Genomic DNA, 22,764 nt, shown 5'->3' with positions numbered 1-22,764 from the left:
GCTCAGTCTGTCCTTCCAGCGACCACCAGCCGCGCCGCCTTGGCGAACACGGTCGGCAATCCGGCAGCCTCGATTGTCTCGACCGGCCACCATTCTCCTTGCGGAAGACTAACCGCTTGTGGCTGAACCGAAAGCATCAATTGCAATTCGAGATCGAAATGCGTGAAGCCGTGGCGCACTATTCCGCCAGCGCGCCAATCTCCCGCCAGCGCATCTGCGCCATCACCCTTGGCCGACCAGCCATCGTCAGGCAGAGCGCGCATCCCGCCCAGCATTCCGCGCCCGGGCCGGCGCACCAGCAGGACCTTGCCATCGCGCTCCACCCAATAGACCCGGCCGGTCCGAACCGGCTTGGCCTTCTTCGCCGCCTTCACCGGCAGCCGCTCGGGCGAACCTTGCGCGTAACCACGGCATCCCTCGCGCAATGGACACAGCATGCAGCGCGGAGACCTTGCCGTGCAGATCGTCGCGCCCAGATCCATCATCCCTTGCGCAAAGTCCCCGGCGCGCTCCTCCGGTGTCACCTGCCCCGCCGCAAAACGGATTGCCGCCTTACCCGCAGGGAGGGGTTCGTCGATCGCGAACAGCCGCGCCACGACCCGCTCGACGTTGGCATCGACCACCACTGCGCGGCGCCCGAACGCGATCGCGGCAACGGCAGCAGCAGTGTATTCCCCCAGTCCCGGCAATTCGCGCAAGCCCGCCTCGGTATCGGGAAAGTTCCCGCCGCGCGCCGCCACGGCCCGTGCGCAGGCCAGCAGATTGCGGGCGCGGGCATAATAACCGAGGCCCGCCCACGCTGCCATCACATCGGCATCGTCGGCCGCTGCCAGATCTCCCACCGTCGGCCAGACCTCGGTGAATTTGGAATAGTATGGCCCCACCGCCGCCACGGTCGTCTGCTGCAACATCACTTCGGACAGCCAGACCCTGTAGGGGTCCTGCCGCTCCTCTCCGGGCAAGCGTCGCCATGGCAGGCGTCGTGCGTTGGTATCGTACCACGCCAGCAGAAGCGGGGCGATTGCCTCCGGATCGAACGACTTTGCGGCTTCCTCTCTGGCTTGCATCGCGCACCTATGGCATGGCGCGAAGCGATATGGAAAGCACCCCTTCGGACGCGCCGAAACGCAAGAGCGCCCGGTCCACCAAGACCGAGGCGGGCAAGCTCTACGAGCGCCCCAGGGGCGGCGAAGCGCGCCAGATCGCCGATCTCATGCCCGCCATCGGCCGCACCGCCTTCCGCCGCTTCGGCTTCGTGCAATCCAGCGTGGTCACCCGCTGGCCCGAGATCGTGGGTGAGCGGCATGCGCGCCACTGCATGCCCGAATCGATCCGCTTTCCCCCGGGCGAGAAATCCGAAGGCATCCTGCAACTGGTCGTCAGCCCGGCACATGCGCCGCTGATCCAACACGTCACGCCCGAAATCATTGACCGGGTGAACCGCTTTTTCGGCTACAATGCCGTAGCCAAGGTAAAGATACGGCAAGGCGCCGTTCAGGCACCAAAGCCCAAGGAAGCACCGCGTGCGGCGCCTCCCTCGCTGAAGCCGATACCGATGGAACTGGGGGATTCGCTGCGCGATATCGGCGATCCTGAACTGCGCACGGTGCTGGAATCGCTGGCGCGCAGTCTCGATAGTGCAACCGGGGGGAAGAAGATCGGATGATCCGCAAGTTTGCAGCAGCAGCAATCGCCGCCGCAGCGCTCGTCGCAACGGGAGCTTCGGGGCAGGCCGCCAAAAAGCCTGCACCGCGCCCGGCAGGCGGCCTCAACTGGGCCGTCACCGGCTCCATCACGGCTGAAGGCCATCACGTGCTCGGCAACCCCGCCGCCAAGTTGCGCTTGATCGAATTCGTCAGCTACACCTGCCCGCACTGCTCGCATTTCGAGACCGAGTCCGAAGGCCAGCTCAAGATCGGCATGATCGCCCCCGGCAAGGGCGCAGTTGAAGTGCGCAATTTCGTGCGCGATCCGGTGGACATGACCGTGGCGCTCATCACCAATTGCGTGCCCGCCAACCGCTTCTTCCAGCTGCACACTGCCTTCATGCGCCTGCAGCCGCAGTGGATCGGCCCGCTTTCGAACGCCACCGCAGCGCAGCGCCAGCGGTGGACAACCGGCCCCTTCGCCACCCGCACCCGCGCCATCGCCAGCGACTTCAAGTTCTACGAATTCATGGCAGCCCGTGGGATGGACCGTCAGGCGATGGACCGTTGCCTGTCGAACGAAGCGCTGGCCAACAAGCTTGCCCAGCGGACCAATGACGCTGCCGAGAAGCTCGGCGTCACCGGCACCCCCAGCTTCATGATCGATGGCATCCTGCTCGCAGGCACCCATGACTGGGATTCGCTGCGCCCGCAAATCCTCGCGCGGATGGATTGAGGAAGTTTCATATTTCGGGCCTCATGGGCCCCGGCCTGCGCCGGGGCGACAAGCAAGAAGGCCATTCATTTCTCCGTTGCCCCGGCGCAGGCCGGGGCCCATGACCTCTCGATCAACCGCCATCCACAACCCCACCGCACACCCCCTTCAAACCCCGGCAACAATCCGCTAGCGTCCTTCCAAACCGCCAGAAAACGGGAATATCCAGACGATGAAACTCGCCCGCGCGCTCCTGCTTGCCACCCTTCCGCTGACGCTTGGCCTTGCCGCCTGTGACAAGAAGGACGCCGCTGCCGGAGGCGAGATTGCCAGCGCAGAGCCGATTGCCAAGGTTCCTGCGCCCGCCGGCCAGTCGTGGACCGAAACTTTCTCGGTCACGCCCGAAGGCGGTTACCTGATGGGCAATCCCAACGCCCCGATCAAGCTGATCGAATTCGGCGCGCTGTCGTGCTCGCACTGCGCGGAATTTTCGGAAAAGGGCTTCCCCAAGCTGCGCGATGAATACATCGCATCGGGCCGCGTTTCCTATGAACTGCGCCTGTTCCTGCTGAACGCGCTCGACATGCCGGCGGTGCTGCTGGCCACGTGCGGCGCCCCCGAAGCTGTGATTCCGCTGTCGGAGCAGTTCTGGGCCTGGCAACCCAACATGTTCACCAACCTGCAGAAGGACGAAGCCGCCTTCCAGCAGATCCAGAACCTTCCCGCTGACAAGCGCTTTGCCGGCATTGCCCAGCTCGGCGGCATGAGCGAATTCTTCGCCTCGCGCGGCATTGCGGCCGCTCAGGGCTCGTCATGCCTGGCTGACAGCGCCAAGGCGACAAAGCTTGCCACCACCAACGAACAGTGGAGCAAGGAGTTCGACATCACCGGCACGCCGACCTTCTTCCTCAACGGCAGCAAGACCGGCGTTGCCAGTTGGCAGGAACTCGAACCGCTGCTGCAGAAGGCTGGCGCCCGCTAAGGGGGCCGAGACGGGTCGGGGGGCCTGATCGGTGCAATTCAAGCGCTTGAAACTCTCCGGTTTCAAGAGCTTCGTCGAACCTGCCGAACTGCGCATCGAACCTGGCCTCACCGGCGTCGTTGGCCCCAACGGCTGCGGCAAGTCGAACCTTCTCGAAGCCATCCGCTGGGTCATGGGCGAAAGCTCGCCCAAATCCATGCGCGGCGGCGGCATGGAAGACGTGATCTTTGCCGGGACCGCAACCCGCCCGGCCCGGTCCTTTGCCGAAGTCCTGCTCACCGCCGAAACCGATCCTGACGGGCCATTCGGGGCAGAGCTTGAAGTCATCCGCCGCATCGAGCGCGGCGCAGGCAGCGCCTATCGCGTCAACGGAAAGGACGTTCGCGCCAAGGACGTGGCGCTGGTCTTTGCTGACGCGGCAACTGGCGCGCACAGCCCAGCCCTGGTCAGCCAGGGCCGGATCGCCGCAGTAATCGCCGCCAAGCCTGCCGAACGTCGCATGATGCTCGAAGAAGCGGCCGGGATTGCGGGCCTCCACGTGCGGCGCCGCGATGCCGAACAGAAGTTGCGCGCAACCGAGGCAAACCTGGCGCGGCTTGAAGACATGCTGGCAGGCCTCGAAAGCCAGATCGGCACGCTCAGGCGGCAGGCCCGTGCTGCCGAGCGTTATCGCGCCGTCAGCGAGAAGATCCGCCTCGCCGAAGCCCGCCTCGTCTTCGCCCGCTGGCGCGATGCAGCCGCCGCCGCCGATGCTGCACGCAAGCAGGCCGTCGCGGCCGAGGAAGCAGTGAAGCGGGCTACCGACCTCGCGCAAGCGGCCCAGAAAGCCCAGCACAAGGCTGCTGCAGCCTTGGCCGAGGCGCGGGACGAACTGTTCGACCGGCGCCAGGACGCCGCAGCCCACGGCCAGCGCATGGCCTCGCTCACGGCGCAGCTCGAAGCGGCTGAGCAGCGGGTCAAGGACATCGATCGCCAGCTGACTCGGATCGAGGAAGACCGCGCCAGCGCGGATCGGCTGACCGAAGATGCCGCCGCCGCAATGGCGAAACTGGAGCAGGACCTCACCGCAGCCGAGGACTCGCTTGCCGCCGATAGCGAACGTCGCCCCACGCTGGCCGCAGCCGTGGACGACGCCGATCGTGCCGCCCGTGCAGCCGAAGTCGCCCTCGCTCAACGTGTGGCGGAGCAGGCCGGGATCGATGCCGAATGGCGCGTGGCCGAAGCAGCCGTCGCCGCTGCGCGCCAAAGGCTGACCCGGCTCGATGGCGATGCCGCGCGCTTGACCCAGCAGGCCGAAGCGCTTGCCCGAGAAGCCGATCCGGCTGCGCAGATTGCCGAGGCGGAAGCAAAGCGCGCGGCCGCCGCGGAGGCCATCGCGTCTGCCGAAGAACGCCGCGCGGCCCCCACCGGCCGGCGCGAAGCCCTGCCCGCCCGCCGTGACGCTACCAGCAATGCGTTGGCCCAAGCCCGCGCCGATCTTGCCGGGATCGAGCGTGAAGCCGACGCGCTCGCCCGCGACAAGGCGGCGCGGGAGAAAGCGCGCTCCGCCAAGGGCTTGGGCCAGTCTGCCATTGCCGGAACCCGCGCTGCTCCAGGCTACGAGCGCGCCTTGGCCGCCGTGCTCGGGCGTGACGCCTCCGCTCCGGTGGGCGCGGCCCCGGCCACTGCGGAGGGGCGCTTCTGGACAGGTGCGCAAGTGCCTGAGCCACTTGCGGATTCGCTGGCCCATCACGTCCCCCAGTGCCCGCCCGAACTGTCAGCGCGCCTCGCCCTGGTTCGCGTCGTCGATGCCGACGAAGGTCAGGCGCTCGTCCCCGGCGAATGGCTGGTCACAAAGGCCGGGCACTTGCGCCGCTGGGACGGATTCATCGCGCGGGGCGAAGGGGCCGCAGAAGCCGCTGCGCTTGAGGCCGAGAACCGGCTGGCGGAGTTGCAGGCGCTCCTGCCCGAGCGGCGCGCAGCGGTCTTGTCTGCCGAGACCGCGCAGGAAGAGGTTCGCGCCAGGCTCTCCGAGGTGCAGGGCGAACTCACGCAAGTGGAACGCGCGCTCTCTGCCGCTGCGGATGCCGAGCGTATGGCACTGCGGGCATTGGATGCCGCAGAGGCAGCGCGGGCGCGGCTCGAACAGCGCAAGGCGGAACTGACGCGGGCGCAGGAAGAGCTTTCGGATCAACGCCTTGCGGCCCAGGCGGAAGTGACGGCGGCTGAGGACAAGCGCAGCACCCTGCCCGATCCGGCGGCGGGCCGGGCGGCGCTGGAAGCGGCGCGCGCGCGCAACGACGCGGCCCGCGTCACCCTGCAATCCGCCACCGCCGCGTCGGCTGCGCTCGAACAGCAGATCGCCGCGGGCAAGGAGCGGCTGGCGGGCCTCAAGGGCGATATCCGTGCGTGGCAGGCCCGTTCTGGCGATGCCGCCAAGCGCCTTGCCGAGATGACCGGGCGGCGCGAGGAGCTGGAAACCGAGCGCGCGATCTCTGCCGCCAAGCCTGCGGGACTGATTTCCGAGATCGAACAGGGCGAGGGAATCCGCGCGCGGCTCACTCTCCAACTCTCCGAGGCAGAGCGGCAACTCTCCGAGGCGGAAGGCCAACTCTCGCAGGCAGAGGCCACACTCTCGACCGCAAACGAGGCGCTCGCCACGGCCCGCGAAGGTCGCGCCGGGGCATCGGCTCGTGCCGAGAACGAAGACGCCCGCCGACAGGAGATGGCGGCCATTTCCGGCGAGCGCTTCCAATGCCCTCCCCCCCTCCTGCCCGAGCGGTTCGAATTTTCCTCAGCCGACGTTGCCGCCGCGACCGAGGAGTCGGCGACGATGGACCGTCTCTCGGCGGAGCGGGAGCGCATTGGGCCGGTGAACCTCGTGGCGGCTGACGAGCTGAAGGATGCCGAGGAAAAGCATGGTACCTCGGTGGCCGAGCAGGCGGAGCTAACCGAGGCAGTTCATAGACTTAGAGGCTCCATCGGCAGCCTCAACCGCGAAGGGCGCGAGCGCCTGCGGGCGGCATTCGAGGCGGTCGATGGCCACTTCCGCCGCCTGTTCAGCCGACTGTTCGGCGGTGGCGAGGCGCATCTGGCGCTGGTCGATTCCGACGATCCGCTGGAAGCAGGCCTCGAAATCTTCGCGCAGCCACCCGGCAAGCGCCTGCAATCGTTAACTCTTCTTTCGGGCGGCGAGCAGGCGCTGACTGCCGTCGCGCTGATCTTCGCGCTATTCCTGACCAACCCCGCCCCGATCTGCGTGCTCGACGAAGTCGACGCGCCGCTTGACGATGCCAACATCGAGCGGTTCTGCGACTTGCTCGATGCGATGGTCGCCGAAACCCGCACCCGCTACCTGATCGTCACGCACAACGCCGTGACGATGAGCCGCATGCACCGCCTGTTCGGTGTGACGATGGTAGAGCGCGGCGTATCGCGCCTTGTCAGCGTGGACTTGGGCGGTGCAGTGGAACTGCTTGAGAACGCGGGCTAATCCAGCACATACCTTGGTCCCGGCCCAGCTGCGGCGGCGCGGTCATCCTTGTTGTAGAGCTGGCAGCGTTCGAGGCTGAGGCAGCCGCAGCCTATGCATTCGTCAAGCTTGTTGCGGGTGCGGGTAAGGAGCTGGATGCGGCTGTCGATTTCCTTGCGCAATGAGCGACTTATGCGCTGCCAATCAAGCACGTTCGGGGTGCGGCCCTGCGGCAGGGCGGCGAGTTCGCGTTCGATCTCTGCCAGGCCAAGCCCGAGCTTCTGCGCGATCTGCACAAAGCTCAACCGGCGGATGTCGGAGCGAAGGAAGCGGCGCTGATTCCCGCCCGTGCGGATCGAGGTGACGAGCCCGCGATCCTCGTAATAACGGATGGCGCTGACCGCGAGGCCGGTGCGGCGCGCGAGCGTGCCGATCGGGATGAGATCGTTGCGGGTAATGGCCAAGGTTCTGCGACTCCACGCTTTCCGCTTGACCTCAAGTTAACTTGAGGTTGCAGATTCGCAAGCATCGATTCGACACCGTATCCCGAAAGGACCCCGACGATGCCGTCTGCCCGCCTTGAACACGTCAACATCTCGGTCAGCGATGCCGAACGCTCTGCGGCGTTCTTCACTGAGCTTTGCGGGTGGCACGAACGCTGGCGTGGCCTGGCAATCGACGATGGATTTTCGATCCATCTCGGCACCGAGAACCATTACATCGTGTTCTATACCCCGCCGGGTGGTGTCTTGACGCGCTTTGCCAAAGGCATGCCGCTGCAGCACGTGGGCATCGAAGTGGATGACCTCGCCGCTGCCGAGCAGATCGTGATTGCAGCGGGGCTCGAGCCGTTCAATCATGCGGACTATGAGCCGGGCCGGCGGTTCTATTTCTATGACTGGGACGGGATCGAATTCGAAGTGGTCAGCTATGGCGATTGAACCGCTCTCCCCTGCGCAACTGGCCGCCTATCTGGCGCGGATCGGCGTGTCCGCGCCTGTGGCCGCCGACCTGCCGACGCTGGATGCCATCGTGAGGGCGCATGTTCAGGCAATCCCGTTCGAAAACATCGATGTACAGCTTGGTCGCAGCCTGACGATCGATCCTGCCGTGGCCTTCGCCAAGCTGGTGGAAGCGCGGCGCGGAGGCTGGTGCTATGAGCACAATGGCGTACTGGGCGCGGCATTGTCGGCAATCGGGTTCGATGTCGTGCGGATGAGCGCCGGGGTCATGCGACAAGCGCGCGGCGATGAGTGCATGGGTTCGCACTTGTGCCTGCTGGTGCAGTGCGATGGGCCGAAGCTGGTCGATGCGGGGTTCGGAAGCTGGCTCGGCGCGCCGGTGCCGCTCGAACCGGGGCAGTGGATGCATGATCCGCTGCCGGTGTCGCTCGGCCGGACAGACGACGCGATGTGGCGGGTTTCCGTCAGCCTTGGTCCCACAGCGATGTCGTACGATTTCGTGGACCAACCTGCCGACGAGGATCAGCTCTCGGCGCTATGCCATTGGCAGGCCGGTGATCCTGCCTCGGTCTTCGTACAGAACTTGACCGTGCAGAGGCGGCTTTCGGGCAGCTACCTGATGCTCAGGGGCAAGGTGCTCACGGTTGTGGGAGCGCATGGCGAAGAGCGGCGCGAACTGGGCTCCGCTCGGGAGCTGGTCAGCATCCTGCACGACCTGTTCCTGATCGACGTGCCCGAAGCGGCTGACCTGTGGCCCGCGATCGAGGCCCGCCACGAGGCGCTGTTCGGCGCTCAGGCCGCGCCGATGACGTAGCAGGCCGCGGCCATCAGCAAGCCGGCAAAGCGGTTCGAGCGAAACTTGGCCAGCGGATCGGCACCATCTTCCTTGAGCGTGGCGACCTGCCACAGGAGGTGGAGCGAGACCGGTGCCAGTGCCAGCAATGCGAGCGGATCGGCGCGCGTGAGCCAGATCGCCCCTGCCCAGCACAGCAAGGCCATCGTGTAGAGCCCGCCGACGCCTGCACGAACGTGGCGCCCGAACGAAAGCGCGGAGGAGCCGATGCCGACCATGGCATCGTCCTCGCGGTCCTGCAGGGCGTAGATGGTGTCATAGGCCATGCACCAGGCCCAGCACCCGGCGTAGAGCGCAGCCAGCGGGGCGAGGCGTTCGAAGCCCGTCGCCTCGACCCAGCCGACCGGCGCGCCCCATGTAAAGACAAGACCAAGCCACGCCTGCGGCCAGCCGGTAACGCGCTTCATGAAGGGATAGGCGGCCACGAGCGCGAGACTGCCAAGCGCCACGACCTGCGCTTCCCAGCGCAGTTGGAGCAGGACCACAAGACCTACGGCGCAGAGCGTGAGCAGCCAGATCCACGCGGTACGCTTGGTGGTTGCGCCGCTGGCAATGGGACGAGCCGCGGTGCGGGCGACGCGGGCGTCGAGATCGGCATCGACGATATCGTTGTAGACGCACCCTGCCCCGCGCATGGCGATGGCTCCCAAAAGCATCCACGCGAGGATGCCCCAGCGCGCCGTGCCGCCGCCCAGGAACAGGCCCCAGGCGCAGGGCCAGAACAGCAGCCACCAGCCGATCGGCCGGTCGAACCGCGCCAGCAAGGCAAGGTTGCGCCATGGCTGCGGCAGGCTGGCGACCAGACCCTTATGTTCGCTGTCGGGGACGATCGTTTCGGAAGTGGTCGAAGTCACATTACAGACTCTTAACGAAAGGCATGATCCGCGCTAGGCGGTGGGGATGACCGCGACTCCTGCCTGGCCACCGAAATCCGCGCCGCGGCTGTTCGTCGATACGACGTTGAGCGAGGGAATGCGACTGCCGATCGAGGGGCAGCAGGCGCATTATCTGGGCAAGGTCATGCGCGTGGGAGCAGGCGATGCGGTGATCGTCTGCGATAACCGCACCGGTGAGTGGCTGGCGCGCGTGACCGAGGCCGGCAAGCGCGAGGTGGTCGTCGAGGTCGAGCGGCGTCAGCGTGAACGCGAGGAAGTTCCTGATTTCTGGCTCTGCGCGGCACTGCTGAAGAAGCCGAACTTCGATCTGGTGCTGGAAAAGGCGACAGAACTGGGCGCGGCAAAGATCGTGCCGGTAGTGACGCGGCGCTGTGTCGCGGACAAGCTGAACCCGGAACGCGCGCTGACGATCATGACCGAGGCGGCCGAGCAGTGCGCCCGCACGGCGTTGCCGGACCTTGGCGAGACGGTGAAGCTGGAGCATCTGCTGCGCGACTGGCCGGAAGGGCGAACGCTGTTCTTTGCCGACGAGAACGGCGGGATGCCGGCGGCAGTGGCGTTTTCGATCCATAACGGGCCGGCCGCCTTGCTGATCGGGCCGGAGGGCGGGTTTGACGAGGCGGAGCGGGCCTTGGTGAGGGCGCATCCGGCGGCAGCGGCGCTTTCGCTGGGACCGCGCATCCTTCGCGGCGAGACGGCGGCGATCGCCGGGACGGCCTTGTGGATGGGCATGCAGGGCGACTGGTTCGGATGAGAGCAACCTGAAGTTACAGGCGATTGGCGCGCTCTTGGCAACATTGCCTTGCAGGTGACGTGCTACAATTAGGCTGGCTAAAAGCTGTCCCGCCCATTAACGGAAGCGGGCATGAGCACGCGGCAAGTTTCAAATAGCAACGATCCCGTCATCGAGAGCCGCGACATGCTCGTGGTGCCGATGCAGAAGGGCGAAAAGCCCAAGGAAAACTGGCGGATCGGCACCGAGCACGAAAAGTTCGTCTACCGCACGGCTGACCGTGCGGCGCCTTCATATGGCGAGCAAGGCGGCATTCGCGACCTGCTGAACGCGCTGACAGAGTATGGTTGGGAGCCGATCATCGAGGGCGGGAACGTCATCGCGATGTCTGGCCCCGATGGTGCGGTGAGCCTGGAGCCGGCCGGACAGCTGGAGCTTTCGGGCGCGCCGCTGGTGAACCTGCACCAGACCTGTGCCGAGACCGGGCGTCACCTGGCGCAGGTCAAGACGATCGGCGACAAGCTGGGCCTTGCCTATCTTGGCATGGGGTTGTGGCCGGACAAGACCCGCGAAGAGCTGCCGATCATGCCCAAGGGCCGCTATGACATCATGCTGCGGCACATGCCGCGCGTGGGCTCGATGGGCCTCGACATGATGCTGCGGACCTGCACGATCCAGACCAACCTCGATTATCGATCCGAGGCGGACATGGTGCAGAAGTTCCGCGTCAGCCTTGCGCTGCAGCCGCTGGCGACGGCGCTGTTCGCCAATTCGCCGTTCCTCGAAGGCAAGCCCAACGGGTTCCTGTCGTACCGCAGCCATATCTGGACCGACACCGATCCGGCGCGCACGGGGATGCTCTCGTTCGTGTTCGAAGAAGGCTTCGGGTACGAGCGCTATGTCGAGTACATGCTCGACGTGCCGATGTATTTCGTGTTCCGCGACGGCAAGTACATCGATGCGGCAGGGCTTTCGTTCCGCGATTTCCTCGACGGCAAGCTATCGGTGCTGCCCGGCGAGAAGCCGACGCTTTCGGACTGGAACGACCATCTTTCGACCGCCTTCCCCGAAGTGCGGCTCAAGTCGTTCCTGGAAATGCGCGGGGCCGATGGTGGTCCATGGAGCCGTATCTGCGCGCTGCCGGCGCTGTGGGTGGGCTTGCTCTACGATCAGGGCGCGCTCGATGCGGCGTGGGACCTGGTCAAGGGCTGGGACATGGAAGGGCGCGAACGCCTGCGCGCCGAAGTGCCCAAGCTGGGGCTTGATGCGTCGCTGCCGGGTGGGGGCAAGTTGCGCGATGTTGCTGCCGAAGTTCTGGCGATCTCGCGCTCTGGCCTGGCTGCACGCGCGCAGTTGAACGAGGCGGGTGACAACGAGACGGGCTATCTCCAGCCGCTCGACGAGATTGTCTCTTCGGGCAAGACCCCCGCCGAACGCCTGCTTGACCTCTACCACGGCGAATGGGGCGGCGACCTTTCGCGCATCTATGGCGAGAAGAGCTTCTGATGATCATCGTGATGGGCACTGTTCGCGTTCCGGTCGAGAACATCGAGGCGATCCGCCCGATGATGGCCAAGGTCATCGCTGCGACCTTGGCCGAGGATGGCTGCATCCAGTATGCCTATGCGCAGGACGTGCTCGATCCCGAGCTGATCCATATCGCCGAGAAGTGGCGCGACATGGGCGCGCTCAAGGCGCATTTCCAGACCGAGCACATGAAGGCGTGGGCGCAGGAGCGTGCGACGCTGGGGCTGTTCGAGCGCAAGATTCGCGTGTTCGAGAGCGACGAGGGCGCGGAGGTCTGACGCCTATTCGGCGGGCTGGACAACTGGCCGGCACGGCGTGACAGCGCGGGCGAGCTTGCGCAGGATCGACGTGATAAGGCCGTGTTCGGCCATCCACGCATGGTATTCGCGATACTTGGCGTCTTCGGCAAGAAGGTGCTGCTCCTCGGTGCGGGCGCGCCAGTAGTAGACCGCGCTGACGAGGCCGAGGATCACGGTGTTGCGGATCGCATCGACCATCGAGCCGCTGGTGGTGAGGAACGGCAGCGAGGCGAGCCACCAGTAGGCGTTCTTGGACAGGTAGGCGGGGTGGCGGGTGTAGCGGTAGGGGCCGTTGGTCAGGACGCCGCGATAGGTGAGGTTCGAAAAGCGCAGGCCGAAGGCGACGGTGGCCCAGGCGTACACGGCGGTGAGGAACACCAGCGCTCCTGCCCAGAGCCAGAGCAGGCCGGTGTGACCCTGGAGCCAGTAGGCCCATTCCGCGCCATTGTGGCGATAATCCAGCACGTCGCCATCGCCCATGAGGATGAACGGCGGGTAGCAGATCAGCGCTGCCACCCATGCCGACAGGTGCGGGTTGGCGGTGCGGATCTGCGCGTCCAGGGGCTTCATGGTGACGAGGTAGCCGACCATGGCGATCTGCACGTCGATCATGAACATCGTCTCGATCAACAGGGTGCCGAGCGCGACGGGGTCGTCGAGAACGGAAGCCCAGTCGAAGTGGATGACTGCGGCGAAGCCACCGGGCACGATCGAGATCATGAAGGCACAGAAGAAGCCCTTGACCAGCCAGGCCAGGGCGTGGCGCTTCACTTCCGCCGGGTCCCAGGGTTCGCGCCCGATGAGCATGGCGCCGAAGTGCCACGATGCATCGCGCGGGTTGACGAGGACGCGGTCCAGCCAGAGGACATAAGGGATGGCGCCAAGGAACAGGAATGGCGCGGCCGTTTCCAGCACTTCCATCGCGAAGACGTATTGTCCGCGCCAGTACCAGCGGGCGATGCAGTAGGCAAAGCCGATGACGGCCCACGTGGTCCAGAGCCCGGCGATCTTGGTGATCGAGATGTCGAGGACCTCGCGCAAGGGGCGTGGGCGAGACCAGTCTATGCCGGTCGATGGGCGCAGGTGGACCTTCTCCACCAGCAGCGCGTAACCGATCATCGCGCTACCCGAGAACAGCAGGGCGGCGAGCGCAGCGGAGGGGCCGTCCATCACTTCAGCGGGGGCAGAGAGGCCCAGCGTGGTGACGATCTGAGGCCAGAAGCGGCAGGTGAGGACCCACAGCACAAGGCCGATGACCCCGGCAAGGCCGGTGCCTGCGGAGACGTCTGACGGAGGCGGGGCCGGACGGGCGCTCATGCACCTGTCCATCGCATCAAAGGGTTAGGATATGGTTGTGATGACCAACCTTGCGCGGGCATCCTTCGACAGGCTCAGGGTGAGCGGCCCTTTGATGAGCCGCTACCAAATCCGCTCATGCTGAGCTTGTCGAAGCATCAGACCCAAGGCCGCGCTCAGCGGAACGCGGTGATCTTGCCGCCATCATCGAGGATATAGAGCGTCTGGTTGGCGACGATGGGCGCAAGGGTGACGCTGGAGCCGACCTTGGTGAATTCGCTTACCGTGCCGTCATTTACCGAGGCGCGCATGACTTCACCGCGCGAGTTGGCGATCCACAGCTGGTTGCCGGCAAGAACGGGGCCGGTCCAGAGAATCTGGTTCTTCTTCTTCTTTTCGTTCCGGTAGCGCTGGAGCTGCGTCATCCAGCGGACCTTGCCGCTCGACTTGGCGATGCACAGCAGCTTGGCTTCGTCGGTCAGCGCGAAGATCCAGTCTCCGGCGATGGCGGGGGTGGAGATGCCTGCGAGGTTCAATTCCCAGATGCGCTGGCCGGTGACCAGTTCATAGGCGGCCATGCGTCCGCCCTGCCCCAGCGCATAGACGCGGCCGCGTTCGATGATCGGATCGGCGTCGATGTCGGTCAGGGTCGAAACCGAGGTGGCGATCGAGGTGCGAGCCAGAGCGTCAGCCCAAAGCTGGCGACCGTTCTCATAGCGATAGGCGACGAGCTCGCCCGAGGAGAAACCGGCGACAATGGTGCCCTGCCCTGCTGCTGGCGAGGCAACGCCGAACACGTTGGTCTGGCCTACCGAAGCGCTTTCATTCCACAGCACGGCGCCATCGGCTTCGTTGAGGGCAAAGAGCTGGTTATCCTGACTCATCACCATGACCTGCCCGAAAGCGACCGTGGGCGAGCCGCGCAACGGGCCAGCGGGCTTCACACGCCACTTGATTTCGCCCGAGCTGGCATCAAGCGAGGCGACCTCGCCCACGCCGTTGGTGACGTAGACCTTGCCGTCATCATAGGATGCGCCACCGCCGAAGGTGGAGCCGGCGTTCTGCTTTTCAGCGCGGACCGAGGTGTCCCACACGCGGGCGCCGGTGCTTGCGTCAAAGGCATGGACGGTGCCGTCCGTATCCATCGCGAAGAGCTTGCCGCCGCCAACGACCGGCGATGCGGCGAGGCGCTGGCGGGCATTCGAGCCCTTGATCGAGACGCTGAAGGCGCGCGAGGGCGATTCCGCAAGGGCGGCGTGGCCGTAGGATTTCGAGGCGTTGCCGCCGCCTTGCGCAAACTCGGTGTTCACTTCCGCAGCGGGAAGCACGACCGTCATCAGCGAGATCGAATCATCGACCTTGGTGCCGGCATCGATCTTGGAGAGGATCGGCTGGCGCGAACCGACCGTCGGCGTGGTCTTCACGCCCTTCTTAAAGACGCCGCAACCGCCAAGAGCGAGCGCGAGAACCACCACGCTGGTCAGCGAAGCGCGGCGGAAATTGGGTTTCGGCGTCATCGAATGCATCCTCAAAACTTATTGCGCGCTCTGCACTATCGTGGCGGTGCCGGGATCCTCCACGGCATCCACCCCGAGCAACCCGGCCATCTGGCGCGTGCGGCGGCGCAGGGTATCAGGCACGGTCTTGTCCTTGGCGATCTGCGCGAACATCGCCCCGGCAAGGTCGTTCTTGCCCTGCTTGACATAGGCCATGCCGACGAGTTCACCCGCGCTGCCGAACCAGGCATTGCCGGGTACGGCCAGCGGCTTCAGACGCTCAACCACCTTGTCAGGACCGAGCTGGTCGAAAGTCAGCGAGACTTCGCGGATCGTGGCGAGATCACGGTAGGCCTGCGGAATGTCGGCATCGGCGGCAATCGCGGCAAAAGCCTTGGCCGCTTCCGCGTTCTTGCCCTGTTCGGACAGGACTCCCGCCGCCAGCATCTTCGCCGTAGCGCGGTAACCGTCAGTCCCTTCGGCAGCGAGGGGGGCAACCGCATCGGTGGCAGCCTTGAGATTGCGCACTTCCAGGTTGTCGAGTGCCTTCGTCAGCACTTCGCCTTGTTCGGCAGCCTTGGCGTTGCTGTGGTTTTCATACCAGAGATAGCCGCCCAGACCGAGCAGGCCCGCCACGATCAGCGCACCGACGGGCTTACCGTACTTCTGGATCGCGGTGTAGACCTGATCTTCGCGCAGGGCATCGTCCACTTCGCGCAGGAAGGCATCGCCCTGCCCGGCCGAACGCTCGGCGAGTTGGTTGGAACGGGATTGCGGACTATCAGGACGGAGAGCCAAGGCAGCGCTTTCGGGAATTGGTTGACGTTTGCTAGCGTGTGTCTGGCGCGGTGTTTAGCGGATGGGCCCGCCTTTTCAACGGAATTGATTGCTCGTGCCCCACCTGCCGCGACGAGCGTGAACGCTTGCTGAAGGCTGTTCAGCGGAACGGGTTGGTCCCCAGCGCCTGCGCGTAGACTTGCGCGTAGAGGTTCGCCATCACGGACTCATCGAATTCGGCGCGGGCGCGATCACGATTGGCCTTGCCGATGGCGCGGCGCAGCGGTTCGTCACCAGCGAGCGTGGCGATTGCGCCGGCGAAGGCAGCCTCATCGTTGGCGGGCACGATGAAGCGCCGGTTTGGCTCCGCCACCATTTCCGCGACGTCACCCACGGCCGGGCTGGCAACGGCGAGCCCGGCGGCCATGGCCTCGATCACCGAAAGCGGTGCCTGTTCGCTGTCGGACGAGAGCGCGAAGAGATCGAACAGGCCGACGGCGAGCGACGGATCGGCGACGTGACCGGGCAGGTGAACGCGGTGGCCGAGCTCCAGGCGGATGGCCTCGGCTGTGATCGCCTCGCGTTCCGGGCCTTCGCCGAGGATGACAAGGTGCCATTCGGGCGGCAGATCCTTCATCGCGCGGACCATGCGCGGCAGGTTCTTCACCGCGCGCAGGCCGGCGAGCGTGCCGAGCCACTTCTCGCCGGGGCGCTTGACCACGCGAGGCAGCAGGTCGGGCTTGGGCTTGCGGGCATAGAGACCAGTGTCGATGCCGTTGGCGATGCGCTGAACCCGGCTGCGCGGCTGGTGCCAGACGGTGAGTGCAATGTGCTCAAGCTGACGCGAGGGGACCATCAGCGCACTGGCGCGGGCAAGCGCAACGCGACGGTACCAGTTGCGGCTGGTCTTGAGGCCATCGGCCTCGTCGGCATTGAAGCCGTCTTCATGGTGGATCAGGGGAGGAAGGCCCATGGTCGGCGCGAAGACCGCATGGGCCATGCACGCGTCCATCGCGCCCCAGTTGTAGGTGAGGACGAGGTCGAATCCCCGCATCGCGCGGGCGAGCTGGCGCAGGCGGCCAACGCCAAGCTTTCCCGCAAGCGGCGGAAAGCCGAACGGGAAAAACGCGGACACCTTCTTGTCGATCAGGGCCTTGGCGCCCATCGCGCCAGGTTGAGCCGAGACGATGTGATGCTCGATCGGCTGATCTTTCTGCCCCTTCCCCCAGCGGTTCATCAGCGCGACGGCGCGCCGTTCCTTGCCGCCTGCATCGAACGTCGAATGCAGGTGGAGCAGTTTCAGGGGTCCCTTGACCGGTGGGCGGCTCATGCCCGGGCCAGCAGCCGTCCGATCGCGGCGATGCTTTCCGGCTCATCGAGTGTTGGCGCATGGCCGGTGCGCGGGAGAGTGACGAGTTCGACGCCGGGCCGTGAGGCCATCTTTTGTGCGGTGGCCGCTTCGAGAATGTCGGAATTCTCGCCGCGCAAGATCAGCAGCGGACGGGTGGCGAGTGCATCGAACAGCGGCCACATGTCGACTTGCGGGGTCGCGCCGGCGGGAGCCTCGAACGGCTCGGCAATCTTCATGTCATAGTCGAAGGCGATGCGTCCGCCGGTACCCAGGACCATGATGCGCTTGGCATAGCGGAGCCATTGGGTGATGTCCCAATCGGGGTAGACATCGCCGCTGCTTTCCTGAAGCGCGCGGGCGGCGTGCATCCAGGTTTCGAAGTTTCGCCCCTGACCGACATAGCCGCGGATGCGTTCGAGGCCTTTCTCTGAGACCTCGGGGCCGACGTCGTTGAGCACGGCGGCGGCGATGCGCTGTGGGTTGGCGGCCGCGAGCAGCATGGTGAGCAAGCCACCGAGCGAGGTGCCGATGGAAACGAAACGCTCGATCCCTTCCTGCGCCAGCAGCGCCTCGACGTCCTGCAGATAGTGCATAGGCGTGTAGGTCATCGGGTCCTTGGCGTAATCACTGTCACCGCGGCCGCGCATTTCCGGGCAGAGGACCCGCCATGTGCCGGCAAGGCGGGCAGCAAGATCTTCGAAATCGCGGGCGTTACGGGTCAATCCCGGCAGGCAGATTACCGGGGGTTTGCTGGAATCGCCGTCGAAGTAGCGAAAATGCAGGCGCAATCCGTCGCTGCTGGTCCAGTAGCGATCTTCGTATTCGGCCATTTCGTCTGGTATTCCGCGTGAAATCGGGGGTGCCTGCTTGCGGGCAGGCCTGGTCATGCCCACTATTGCCGGATGCAGGCGCTCCCGCAAGACGCGATCTATCGCCCCTCACCCCGTATCATGGCTCTGGCCGACTGGATCGGCGATCCGGTGAAGGCGGCGGACTTTCCCGAAACCATACTGCGCTGGCGCAATGACCGGGCGGCAGCCGAGATCGGCTTGGCGCGTCTGACCGATCAGGAATGGGTGCGACATTTCGGGCGTTTCGAGCCTTTGGTCGACAACATGCCCGGACCGCTGGCGCTACGGTATCACGGGCATCAGTTCCGGGTTTACAACCCTGACCTGGGCGACGGGCGCGGGTTTACCTTTGCACAGATGCTCGACGCAGGCGGGCGGCAGATGGATCTGGGCACTAAGGGTTCCGGCCAGACGCCGTGGAGCCGCGCAGGCGATGGGCGGCTGACGCTGAAAGGCGCAGTGCGCGAGATTCTGGCGACCGAGATGCTCGAGGCGCTGGGGGTGAATACTAGCCGCACACTTTCGGTGATCGAGACCGGCGAATCGCTGTATCGTGGGGACGAACCCTCGCCGACGCGATCGGCAGTGCTGGTACGCTTGAGCCATGGGCACATCCGCATCGGCACGTTCCAGCGGCTGGCGGCGCTGGAGCTCGAAGACGAGATGGCGCAACTGGTGACCTACTGCCTCGCGAACTTTCCGGGGGGCCACGCAGATGCGCCCCATCCGGCGGTGCGGTTCTTCAATCAGGTTGTCGAGCGCATGGCCGACATGGCGGCGAGCTACATGGTGGCAGGCTTCGTCCATGGCGTGCTCAATTCCGACAACATGAACGTGACGGGCGAAAGCTTCGACTATGGGCCGTGGCGTTGGCTGCCGAAGTGGGATCCTGGCTTCACCGCGGCGTACTTCGATCACCAGGGGCTTTATGCCTATGGCCGCCAGCCCGAGGCAATTCACTGGAATTGCGGGCAGTTGGCCGTGGCCTTGCGCACGCTGGTAGAGGCGCCGCCGCTGATCGAGGCGCTCAACCGCTATCCCGAGCTGTACCAGCAGGCCATGACGAAGCGATGGCTGTGGCGGCTGGGTGTGGAACAGCGAGGGCTGGAAGAGGATACGGCGCTGATCGGGGCGTGCGAAAAGGTGATGGCAACCCGGGGACTGGGACCGGATGCGTTCTTCTTCACCCATCGCGGCGGGCGCGGACCGTTCGGGGCAAGCGAGGAGGAGCAGGCGCTGAAGGCATCGTTGGCGCCTTACGTTGCGACCGACAGTAGCCATCCGTACTGGTCCGATGCAGCACCGCAGTCCATGCTGATCGATGAAGTGGAGGCGATCTGGGCTCCGATTGCCGGACAGGACGACTGGAGCGGTCTGTTCGCCAAAGTCGATGCAGTGCGGCGCATGGGCGAGGCAATGGGCGCAAGGCCGGAACCTGTGGGTCATTCGGCCGCGTGAATTCCGCCCCGTTTGAAATCCGAAAGGCAGGGGTGGTCCCGCCCATGAATTTTGTTTAATCGGTAACCAACGCTGCGTTACGGTACGCCCGGGATCGGGACCCATCGTTCGCGCAAGAATTGAAAAGAAGAGCAGGCAAATCCGTGGCAGCTGCCGAAATCGTTTCGTTTGAACCCGCAACCGGCGCCGAAGTGTGGCGCGGCAAGATCGGCGACGTCGAAGAAGTCGTCGCGCGTGCGCGCAGGGCCTGGCCGGCATGGGCAGCGCAGCCCCTTGCCACGCGCATCGAGCTGGTGCGCCGCTTCGCCAACGAAGTGCGCAAGGACGCCGACAAGCTGGCGACAATGATCTCGCGCGAGACAGGCAAGCCGCTGTGGGAAGCGCGCACTGAAGTCGAAAGTGTCGTCAACAAGGTCGAGATCTCGATCCGCGCCTATGCCGACCGCACGTCGCAACGCAAGCTGGATAGCGCGCTGCAAGGCACGGCGGCGCTGCGCCACAAGCCGCATGGCGTGCTGGCAGTGCTCGGGCCATACAACTTCCCGGCCCACCTGCCCAACGGCCATATCGTGCCGGCTCTGATTGCCGGCAATGCCGTGGTGTTCAAGCCTTCGGAAAAGACCCCGGCGACAGGTGAACTGCTGGCGCAGTGCTTCCACCGGGCGGGCATCTCGGCGGCTGTGGTCCAGGTGCTGATCGGTGGCCCCGCCGAGGGTCAGGCGCTGGTCGCCCATGACGGGATCGACGGCGTGCTGTTCACCGGCTCTGCCCACGCCGGCATCGCGATCAACCGCAAGCTGGCCTCGAATCCCGGCAAGATCGTGGCGCTGGAGATGGGCGGCAACAACCCGATCGTGGTGTGGGATACACCCAAGATCGAGGATACCGCCACGCTGATCGTGCAATCGGCGTTCACCAGCGCCGGGCAGCGTTGCACGGCCGGGCGGCGCCTGATCGTCAAATCTTCGATGTACGACGAGGTGGTGAGCCAGGTGAAGCATCTGGCCGACCGGATCATCGTCGGCGCTCCGTTCGACGAGCCGGCGCCCTTCATGGGCCCGGTGATCGACAACCGTACGGCTGACGGGCTGACCGAAAGTTTCGTCTACCTGCTGTCGTCGGGCGGACGGCCGATCAAGCACATGGTGCGGCTTCAGGACGGACTGCCGTTCCTGAGCCCGGCGATCATCGACGTTACCGGCATTGCCGAGCGGCCTGATGTGGAACTGTTCGGCCCGCTCCTGCAGGTGGTGAAGGTCGATGATTTCGACGAGGCGATTGCCGAGGCGAACAACACGCGGTTCGGTCTTTCTGCCTCGCTGATCGGCGGCACCCCGCAGGACTACAACCGCTTCTGGGCCAATATCAGAGCGGGCGTGGTCAACTGGAACAGGCCGACCAATGGTGCGTCGTCTGCCGCGCCGTTTGGCGGTGTCGGGCTTTCAGGCAACCACCGGCCGAGCGCCTATTACGCGGCGGACTATTGCGCCTACCCGGTCGCCTCGAGCGAGATGGACCAACCGCGCGCAAGCATCGGCGTGGGCCTGCGCAGCGAATAGGCATTCAGCTTTTCGGATCGGGGAGCGGGAGCGCCGGGTCGATCGGACCGCCGGGAACGATCGCGAGATTGCGCATGTTCTGCTGGCTGAGGTCGGGATCGACCATGAGCTGTCCTTCGAGGGCCTCGGTCATTACCGGGTCCAGCGGGGTCTTGTCCTGCTCGACAGGCGCAGAACCGCAGGCAGCGAGAGTCAGTGTAAGAACGAGGCCAAGGCTGCGCATGATGGTGAACTAGCGCGGCATGGTTAAGAAAAAGGGAGCGTCCCGCATCTGCGGAGCGCTCCCTCGCCGACCTTTCAGTGCGACCCGAAGGACGGTCAATAACTCAGGAGGCCTGACTTAGCGGCAACGCGAGCCGCCACGGTCGACCTCGCGGCCGAGCAGGGCGCCACCGGCGGCGCCGAGGATCGCGCCGAGAGTGCGGTCGCCATAGTCACCGGCGACTTCACGGCCGAGCAGGGCGCCGGCTGCACCACCGATCAAGAGGCCAGTCGTGCCGTTCGAGCGGCGGCAGTAGTAGCGGCCATCATTGCCGCGCCAGACGCGGGTGTTGCGATAGACGGGGTCGCCATAATAGCGACGGTCGTTACCGCGGTAATAGTTGCGGTCGTAGCCACGGCCGTAATAGCGGTCACCGCGCCAGTCGCGGTCGCGACGGCCATGTTCCCAGCTCTCGCCATTCCAGCCTTCATTCCACTGGGCGGCAACGGCGGTGCTCGCCTGAGCCTGCGGAAGGACTGCAGCGCTTGCCGGAACGGCAGCAGCGACGGTTGATGCGGCAACCAGGGCCAGGGCGGTATTCTTCAGGTTGAACATTGACGTTCTCCTCATTTGATCGAGGACCCGCACCGTTCGGAGTCTGGTCCTGTTGCTTCGTTGGTTAAGATTTACGCCCGCCAACCTGAACAGATCGCAACCGGGGCGTCAGATTTGAACTTTGCGGCGAACCGATTGCCGTTGCCGATGAAACGAGGGCCAGAGCGGGGTTGGCCCCGTTCGACATTGCTGGCAGGGACGCCTCATGAACGAATCCAGCACCTTACGCCGGGGACTCGCATCAGCACTGGCGGCTTATGTGATGTGGGGCCTGCTCCCGCTCTATTTCCGCGCGCTTCACGCGGTGCCCCCGCTCGAACTGGTGGGCTGGCGGGTTCTGTTCACGGTACCGGTGTGCTTCGTGATCATCAGCTTCCGCAAGCAATGGCCGGATGTCAGGGCCGCGCTGACCAGCGGCCATGTGCTCGGCCTGCTTGTGCTGAGCGCGCTGCTGATCGGATCGAACTGGCTGATCTTCGTGATCGCCATCAACAGCGGGCACGTTCTGGCGACTAGCCTTGGCTACTATATCAACCCGCTGATCAACGTCGTTCTCGGCACGGTCTTCCTCGGCGAGCGGCTGACCCGGGTACAATGGGTGGCGGTGGCGCTGGCTGGTGCGGGAATAGCCCTGCTGCTCGGGGGCGCGCTGGATACGCTGGCGGTCGCGCTATCGTTGGCGTTCACGTTCGCGTTCTATGGCTTCGTGCGGAAGAAGGCGCCGGTCGGTGCGGTTCCTGGCCTGACGATCGAGACCGTGCTGCTGGTGGCGCCAGCGCTGGTCATCGTCTGGCTTGGCGCGGTTTCACCCGCGGGGTCGGCCCTCGCGATGGGCGGGCATGAGACCCCGCTGCTGATCGCTTCGGGAGTGGCGACGGCGATACCGCTGCTGCTGTTCGCCGTGGCAGCGCGGAGCCTACCGCTCTCGACCTTGGGCTTCGTCCAGTTCCTGTCACCCACGCTCAGCTTCATTCTCGGGCTGACGGTGTTCGGCGAAGCGCTCGACGCTACAAGGCTCGCCTGCTTCGCGTTGATCTGGGCGGCAATCGCGCTCTACAGTTGGGACATGGTGAAGCGGGCCCGTCAGGCCTGAAG

At 65.3% G+C, this 22,764-nt stretch carries 22 protein-coding genes; 12 read left to right on the top strand and 10 right to left on the bottom strand.

Annotated elements, in window-relative coordinates; genetic code table 11:
- Window positions 1-2: 2 nt before the first annotated feature.
- A complete protein-coding gene (locus NJ75_RS06675) occupies window positions 3-1,067 on the bottom strand; it encodes an A/G-specific adenine glycosylase (protein WP_039332718.1) in 1,065 nt (354 codons plus the stop codon).
- A 29-nt stretch (window positions 1,068-1,096) separates the two neighbouring features.
- Here NJ75_RS06675 and NJ75_RS06670 point away from each other — a divergent pair, with 29 nt between their 5' ends.
- The 4 genes from NJ75_RS06670 (at window position 1,097) to smc (ending at window position 6,815) form a co-directional block, all read left to right on the top strand.
- The gene (locus tag NJ75_RS06670; protein ID WP_039332920.1) at window positions 1,097-1,666 is read left to right on the top strand and encodes a DUF721 domain-containing protein; all 570 of its coding nucleotides are present in this window, start codon (window positions 1,097-1,099) and stop codon (window positions 1,664-1,666) included.
- Window positions 1,663-2,382, top strand: a complete 720-nt coding sequence (locus NJ75_RS06665) for a DsbA family protein (protein ID WP_039332717.1) — start codon at window positions 1,663-1,665, stop codon at window positions 2,380-2,382. Before NJ75_RS06670 ends, NJ75_RS06665 begins: the two co-directional genes overlap by 4 nt.
- A 211-nt stretch (window positions 2,383-2,593) precedes the next feature.
- Window positions 2,594-3,343, top strand: coding sequence for a thioredoxin domain-containing protein (locus tag NJ75_RS06660; RefSeq protein ID WP_039332715.1), 750 nt, complete (start codon window positions 2,594-2,596; stop codon window positions 3,341-3,343).
- Between the two features lie 31 nt (window positions 3,344-3,374).
- Complete coding sequence (gene smc, locus NJ75_RS06655) at window positions 3,375-6,815, top strand: chromosome segregation protein SMC (RefSeq protein WP_039332713.1); 3,441 nt, start codon at window positions 3,375-3,377, stop codon at window positions 6,813-6,815.
- Here the strand turns inward: smc and soxR are convergent.
- Window positions 6,812-7,252 carry a redox-sensitive transcriptional activator SoxR gene (soxR, locus tag NJ75_RS06650; protein WP_039332918.1) on the bottom strand — a complete coding sequence of 147 codons (441 nt, stop codon included), beginning with the start codon at window positions 7,250-7,252 and terminating at the stop codon, window positions 6,812-6,814. The two genes, smc and soxR, sit on opposite strands and share 4 nt — an antisense overlap.
- 105 nt (window positions 7,253-7,357) lie before the next feature.
- On the opposite strand from soxR, the gene NJ75_RS06645 reads away from it, so the two are divergent.
- Together NJ75_RS06645 and NJ75_RS23230 are read left to right on the top strand one after the other, a co-directional pair.
- The gene (locus NJ75_RS06645) at window positions 7,358-7,735 is read left to right on the top strand and encodes a VOC family protein (RefSeq protein WP_039332712.1); all 378 of its coding nucleotides are present in this window, start codon (window positions 7,358-7,360) and stop codon (window positions 7,733-7,735) included.
- Window positions 7,725-8,570 (top strand): arylamine N-acetyltransferase family protein, encoded by an 846-nt coding sequence (locus NJ75_RS23230; RefSeq protein WP_052242135.1) that lies wholly within the window; start codon window positions 7,725-7,727, stop codon window positions 8,568-8,570. Before NJ75_RS06645 ends, NJ75_RS23230 begins: the two co-directional genes overlap by 11 nt.
- Here NJ75_RS23230 and ubiA read toward each other — a convergent pair.
- Window positions 8,549-9,463 carry a 4-hydroxybenzoate octaprenyltransferase gene (gene ubiA, locus NJ75_RS06635; protein ID WP_039332710.1) on the bottom strand — a complete coding sequence of 305 codons (915 nt, stop codon included), beginning with the start codon at window positions 9,461-9,463 and terminating at the stop codon, window positions 8,549-8,551. The two genes, NJ75_RS23230 and ubiA, sit on opposite strands and share 22 nt — an antisense overlap.
- 46 nt (window positions 9,464-9,509) lie before the next feature.
- Between ubiA and NJ75_RS06630 the strand changes: the two genes are divergently transcribed.
- The 3 genes from NJ75_RS06630 to NJ75_RS06620 all read left to right on the top strand — a co-directional run bounded on the left by NJ75_RS06630 (window position 9,510) and on the right by NJ75_RS06620 (window position 12,043).
- A complete protein-coding gene (locus NJ75_RS06630; RefSeq protein ID WP_039332708.1) occupies window positions 9,510-10,259 on the top strand; it encodes a 16S rRNA (uracil(1498)-N(3))-methyltransferase in 750 nt (249 codons plus the stop codon).
- A 111-nt stretch (window positions 10,260-10,370) separates the two neighbouring features.
- A complete protein-coding gene (locus tag NJ75_RS06625) occupies window positions 10,371-11,744 on the top strand; it encodes a glutamate--cysteine ligase (protein WP_039332706.1) in 1,374 nt (457 codons plus the stop codon).
- Entirely contained in the window at window positions 11,744-12,043 is a 300-nt protein-coding gene (locus tag NJ75_RS06620; RefSeq protein ID WP_039332704.1) for a putative quinol monooxygenase, read from the top strand. The genes NJ75_RS06625 and NJ75_RS06620 overlap by 1 nt, the downstream gene beginning before the upstream one ends.
- A 3-nt stretch (window positions 12,044-12,046) precedes the next feature.
- On the opposite strand, the gene NJ75_RS06615 is transcribed toward NJ75_RS06620, so the two are convergent.
- From NJ75_RS06615 to NJ75_RS06595, 5 genes are all read right to left on the bottom strand, one after another.
- Window positions 12,047-13,381, bottom strand: a complete 1,335-nt coding sequence (locus NJ75_RS06615; RefSeq protein WP_082013296.1) for a methyltransferase family protein — start codon at window positions 13,379-13,381, stop codon at window positions 12,047-12,049.
- A gap of 155 nt (window positions 13,382-13,536) precedes the next feature.
- A complete protein-coding gene (locus NJ75_RS06610; RefSeq protein ID WP_039332699.1) occupies window positions 13,537-14,877 on the bottom strand; it encodes an outer membrane protein assembly factor BamB family protein in 1,341 nt (446 codons plus the stop codon).
- Between the two features lie 18 nt (window positions 14,878-14,895).
- Window positions 14,896-15,654, bottom strand: a complete 759-nt coding sequence (locus NJ75_RS06605) for a tetratricopeptide repeat protein (protein ID WP_039332697.1) — start codon at window positions 15,652-15,654, stop codon at window positions 14,896-14,898.
- A gap of 139 nt (window positions 15,655-15,793) precedes the next feature.
- Entirely contained in the window at window positions 15,794-16,963 is a 1,170-nt protein-coding gene (locus tag NJ75_RS06600) for a glycosyltransferase family 4 protein (protein ID WP_039332695.1), read from the bottom strand.
- On the bottom strand, window positions 16,960-17,814 hold the full coding sequence (locus NJ75_RS06595; protein ID WP_039332694.1) for an alpha/beta fold hydrolase: 855 nt from the start codon (window positions 17,812-17,814) through the stop codon (window positions 16,960-16,962). Before NJ75_RS06595 ends, NJ75_RS06600 begins: the two co-directional genes overlap by 4 nt.
- Before the next feature lie 72 nt (window positions 17,815-17,886).
- On the opposite strand from NJ75_RS06595, the gene NJ75_RS06590 reads away from it, so the two are divergent.
- The gene (locus NJ75_RS06590; RefSeq protein WP_039332692.1) at window positions 17,887-19,293 is read left to right on the top strand and encodes a protein adenylyltransferase SelO; all 1,407 of its coding nucleotides are present in this window, start codon (window positions 17,887-17,889) and stop codon (window positions 19,291-19,293) included.
- 143 nt (window positions 19,294-19,436) lie between these two features.
- A complete protein-coding gene (gene astD, locus NJ75_RS06585) occupies window positions 19,437-20,852 on the top strand; it encodes a succinylglutamate-semialdehyde dehydrogenase (protein ID WP_039332690.1) in 1,416 nt (471 codons plus the stop codon).
- A 4-nt stretch (window positions 20,853-20,856) separates the two neighbouring features.
- Here astD and NJ75_RS06580 read toward each other — a convergent pair whose 3' ends face one another.
- Both NJ75_RS06580 and NJ75_RS06575 read right to left on the bottom strand, forming a co-directional pair.
- On the bottom strand, window positions 20,857-21,075 hold the full coding sequence (locus NJ75_RS06580) for a hypothetical protein (RefSeq protein ID WP_039332688.1): 219 nt from the start codon (window positions 21,073-21,075) through the stop codon (window positions 20,857-20,859).
- A gap of 117 nt (window positions 21,076-21,192) precedes the next feature.
- Entirely contained in the window at window positions 21,193-21,669 is a 477-nt protein-coding gene (locus NJ75_RS06575; protein WP_052242131.1) for a glycine zipper 2TM domain-containing protein, read from the bottom strand.
- A 205-nt stretch (window positions 21,670-21,874) separates the two neighbouring features.
- On the opposite strand from NJ75_RS06575, the gene rarD reads away from it, so the two are divergent.
- Window positions 21,875-22,762, top strand: a complete 888-nt coding sequence (gene rarD / locus NJ75_RS06570) for an EamA family transporter RarD (RefSeq protein WP_039332686.1) — start codon at window positions 21,875-21,877, stop codon at window positions 22,760-22,762.
- The last annotated feature ends 2 nt before the right edge of the window (window positions 22,763-22,764 follow it).

This window comes from Novosphingobium subterraneum, from assembly GCF_000807925.1.
Lineage (GTDB): Bacteria > Pseudomonadota > Alphaproteobacteria > Sphingomonadales > Sphingomonadaceae > Novosphingobium > Novosphingobium subterraneum.
This window is presented reverse-complemented; position numbering and strand designations above follow the sequence as displayed.

What these genes read in the sequence shown, in the direction of transcription:
- NJ75_RS06645 (WP_039332712.1), top strand. Translation starts at nt 7,358, where the DNA reads ATGCCGTCTGCCCGCCTTGAACACGTCAACATCTCGGTCAGCGATGCC.
- NJ75_RS06670 (WP_039332920.1), top strand. Translation starts at nt 1,097, where the DNA reads ATGGAAAGCACCCCTTCGGACGCGCCGAAACGCAAGAGCGCCCGGTCC.
- NJ75_RS06595 (WP_039332694.1), bottom strand. Translation starts at nt 17,814, where the DNA reads ATGGCCGAATACGAAGATCGCTACTGGACCAGCAGCGACGGATTGCGC.
- NJ75_RS06665 (WP_039332717.1), top strand. Translation starts at nt 1,663, where the DNA reads ATGATCCGCAAGTTTGCAGCAGCAGCAATCGCCGCCGCAGCGCTCGTC.
- NJ75_RS06630 (WP_039332708.1), top strand. Translation starts at nt 9,510, where the DNA reads ATGACCGCGACTCCTGCCTGGCCACCGAAATCCGCGCCGCGGCTGTTC.
- NJ75_RS06615 (WP_082013296.1), bottom strand. Translation starts at nt 13,381, where the DNA reads ATGAGCGCCCGTCCGGCCCCGCCTCCGTCAGACGTCTCCGCAGGCACC.
- NJ75_RS06580 (WP_039332688.1), bottom strand. Translation starts at nt 21,075, where the DNA reads ATGCGCAGCCTTGGCCTCGTTCTTACACTGACTCTCGCTGCCTGCGGT.
- NJ75_RS06610 (WP_039332699.1), bottom strand. Translation starts at nt 14,877, where the DNA reads ATGACGCCGAAACCCAATTTCCGCCGCGCTTCGCTGACCAGCGTGGTG.
- NJ75_RS06590 (WP_039332692.1), top strand. Translation starts at nt 17,887, where the DNA reads ATGCAGGCGCTCCCGCAAGACGCGATCTATCGCCCCTCACCCCGTATC.
- NJ75_RS06620 (WP_039332704.1), top strand. Translation starts at nt 11,744, where the DNA reads ATGATCATCGTGATGGGCACTGTTCGCGTTCCGGTCGAGAACATCGAG.
- NJ75_RS06660 (WP_039332715.1), top strand. Translation starts at nt 2,594, where the DNA reads ATGAAACTCGCCCGCGCGCTCCTGCTTGCCACCCTTCCGCTGACGCTT.
- rarD (WP_039332686.1), top strand. Translation starts at nt 21,875, where the DNA reads ATGAACGAATCCAGCACCTTACGCCGGGGACTCGCATCAGCACTGGCG.
- NJ75_RS23230 (WP_052242135.1), top strand. Translation starts at nt 7,725, where the DNA reads ATGGCGATTGAACCGCTCTCCCCTGCGCAACTGGCCGCCTATCTGGCG.
- NJ75_RS06675 (WP_039332718.1), bottom strand. Translation starts at nt 1,067, where the DNA reads ATGCAAGCCAGAGAGGAAGCCGCAAAGTCGTTCGATCCGGAGGCAATC.
- NJ75_RS06600 (WP_039332695.1), bottom strand. Translation starts at nt 16,963, where the DNA reads ATGAGCCGCCCACCGGTCAAGGGACCCCTGAAACTGCTCCACCTGCAT.
- NJ75_RS06625 (WP_039332706.1), top strand. Translation starts at nt 10,371, where the DNA reads ATGAGCACGCGGCAAGTTTCAAATAGCAACGATCCCGTCATCGAGAGC.
- NJ75_RS06575 (WP_052242131.1), bottom strand. Translation starts at nt 21,669, where the DNA reads ATGTTCAACCTGAAGAATACCGCCCTGGCCCTGGTTGCCGCATCAACC.